Source organism: Mesorhizobium sp. M7A.F.Ca.CA.002.15.2.1, assembly GCF_003998715.1.
Lineage (GTDB): Bacteria > Pseudomonadota > Alphaproteobacteria > Rhizobiales > Rhizobiaceae > Mesorhizobium > Mesorhizobium ciceri.
Genome location: NZ_RZPI01000703.1, coordinates 1 through 2,819 on the forward strand (window position 1 = coordinate 1; position 2,819 = coordinate 2,819).

The window sequence follows — 2,819 nt, forward strand, 5'->3', positions numbered from 1 at the left end:
CTATGGCACGGGTCATCGTGCCGACACTGCTGCATCTGGCCGACCGCGTCGCCAGCCGGCTGCGCGCCAAGGCAAGGCCCGGCCGCACGGTGACGGTACGCGTGCGCTCTGCCGATCTCCGCGCCGTCACCCGTTCGATCACGCTTGACCAGCCGATCTCGGCGACCGCGATGCTGGCCGAGATCGCCGGCGATCTGGTGCGCGGCCTGCTTGCCGACAATCCACAGGAGAAAACGATCTCGCTGCTGGCGATCTCGGTCTCGCATCTTGAGGAAAGCTTCGAGTTACAGCTCGACCTGCCGCTTGGCCTCGCCGACGAGAGGCGCCGGCCCGGCACGAAGAAGGGCCTAGCACGCTTCGACGCCGACCGCGCCATCGACAAGATCCGCGAGCGCTTTGGCAAACAGGCGGTCGGCTACGGCACGGTGGCGCTGGAGGCGGCGCGCTCGGTTCCCGACGAATTCAGGGAGTTGGCGGAGAAGGAGCTGTGAAGCCGGGGGCTACTCCATCTCTTCGCCGTCCCAGTACCGCCTCACCGCTCCCATGTCGAAAATGCCGTCGCGCCGGCGCAAGGCGTCGACCGCCATCTTGTTGGAATCTGGATAGACGCAGACCTCGTTGGGATTTTTCTCGCCGATCATCAGGTAGCGGCACGGCCCCGTGCCGCTGTTGAGGAAGGAATGCCCGACCGCCAGGCCGGCCGGAAAGCAGACATAGTCGCCGGCTTTCATTTCGTGGCGCTCCTCGCCAAGCAGCAGCGTCACCTCCCCTTCCAGGATCAGCGCATGCTCCTCTTCCAGCATGTGATAGTGCCGGGGCGCCAGGCGCATGCCGGGCGCCGGCGCTTCGATCAGCATGCCGACATGATAGTCGGAGCGTCCCAGCGCGGCATAAGTCAGGTGCCTGGACCGGCCGCCGAACCGCGGGCCTTCGCCTTCGACCTTCCATTCGACAGCATCGCTGGCGATCGGCGGGATCGGCGCGGCCGGGGGTTTGGTGACACCGGCCGTCACATCCGACGGCAGCGGATCGCCGGCGGTAAGGCCGGTGTTCTCGCCGTCCCAGTAAGTTCGGATGGCTGCGAGATCGAAGATCGCGCGGCGGCCCAGGGCGCGTACCAGCACCTTGTTGGAGGCGGTGTAGACGACCACTTCATTCGGGTTGCGCTCGCCGACGATGACATAGCGGCACAGTGCGTCGCTGGTATTGATCAGGCAATGCCCCGCCGCGGCACCGGCGGGAAAGCAGATGTAGTCGCCGGACTTCATGGCATAGGCCGCGTCGCCGACATACGCGGTAAGCGCCCCTTCGAGGATGAAGACATGCTCTTCCTCGAAAATATGGTAATGCGCCGGCGAGGACTGCTTGCCAGCCGGAAGCTCCTCGATTGCCACGCCGACACGGTGTTTTTCGCCAAGGGCAGCCAGCGACAAATGCCGGTAGCGCAGGCCGAAGCGTGGCACATCGGACCATTCCGTCCACGGCACCTCATCCGATGCGAATGGTAGCGGCGGTTTAGCTTCGTCCACCATTAGGGCCTCCTGGTCCTGTCGCCCTGCCCTCGTCGCGTGCTGCTGGAGGGTCCACGACAGAACAAAGCTGCCAGCTTCCGGCTAAACCGCCAAGCGGTGTTCGCTACGCTCCTGACAAAGCCGGACAGAAGCCGCGCGCTTCAGCCTCGGATGGCCTTGCCCGCCTGCTGCAGCAATTCGAACGCCGCGAAGCGTTTGGCATGCCAGCCGGCCAGCGTAGCGTCGGGATGATAGACCTCGCCGAGTTCCGACATGCCGGCCATCGCCGCCGCCACATCCTTGTAGGCACCGGCGGCGACCGCGCCCAGCATCGCCGAGCCGAGCAGCACCGGTTCCGGCGAGGTCGAGGCCACCACCACCATGCCTGTGGTGTCGGCCAGCAGTTGGCGCACCAGCGGGCTTTGGCCGGCGCCGCCACTGACCACGATGGTGTCGACGGCAATGCCTTTCTGATGTTCGGCCTGCACGATCTGGCGCGCGCCGTAGCCCAGCCCGCAGACCCCGGCGACATAGAGCCCGACCAGGCTGTCGAGGCTGGTGTCGAGATCGAGCCCGGCGATCAGCGCGCGCGCGTCCGGGTCGGCGAAGGGCGCGCGGTTGCCGAGGAACTCCGGCACGACATGGATGCCGCCGACCAGGGCCGGCGTGGCCGCGGCTCCATTGCGGCTTTGCGCCTGCAGCGACAGCCAGGCGCTGAGACTGAGCCCCTCGGCTTGCGCTTTGGCGGTCGCTTCGCCGGCTGCAGGATGCATGCGCACCAGATGATCAATCGCAGCACCAGCTGCCGACTGGCCGCCCTCGTTCAGCCACAGGCCCGGCACCATGGCCGAGAAATACGGACCCCAGACACCGTCGACGAAGGCCGGCTCGGCGGTCGACGACATGGTGCAGGCCGAGGTGCCGAAAACATAGGCCATGCGCGACAGCACGCTGCCGAAATCGCCGCGCGCGCCGACCGTGCCGACGCCCCCGGCATGCGCGTCGATCAGTCCGGCCGCCACCGCGGTGCCGGGGTTGAGACCAAGGTCTGCTGCTGCCTGCGCGGTCAATCCGCCGCCGAGTGCGGCACCGGCCGGCACGATCTCGGTGCCGATGCGCGCGAATGCCTCGTCGGCCAGCGCGCCGAGGCCGATCTTGCGGAAATACGTCTCGTCCCAGCGGCTCTCATGCGCCAGATAGGTCCATTTGCAGGTCACCGTGCAGACCGAACGGGCAAGGCTGCCGGTCGCCCGCCAGGTGAGGAAATCGGCGAGGTCCATGAACTGCCAGGCGGCGTCGAAAGTGGCG

2 protein-coding genes and 1 pseudogene are annotated in these 2,819 nt (G+C 66.9%); 1 reads left to right on the forward strand and 2 read right to left on the reverse strand.

Annotated elements, in window-relative coordinates:
• Positions 1-491: pseudogene (locus ENZ74_RS27845) on the forward strand (DNA polymerase IV); the annotation flags it as partial.
• A 9-nt stretch (positions 492-500) separates the two neighbouring features.
• Here ENZ74_RS27845 and ENZ74_RS27850 read toward each other — a convergent pair.
• Positions 501-1,532: a cupin domain-containing protein gene (locus tag ENZ74_RS27850; protein WP_063168580.1), complete on the reverse strand. Its 1,032-nt coding sequence runs from the start codon at positions 1,530-1,532 to the stop codon at positions 501-503.
• Between the two features lie 140 nt (positions 1,533-1,672).
• Positions 1,673-2,819, reverse strand: a 1,147-nt coding sequence (locus ENZ74_RS27855) for an FGGY family pentulose kinase (RefSeq protein WP_127313149.1), incomplete at its 5' end; no start/stop codon positions are given.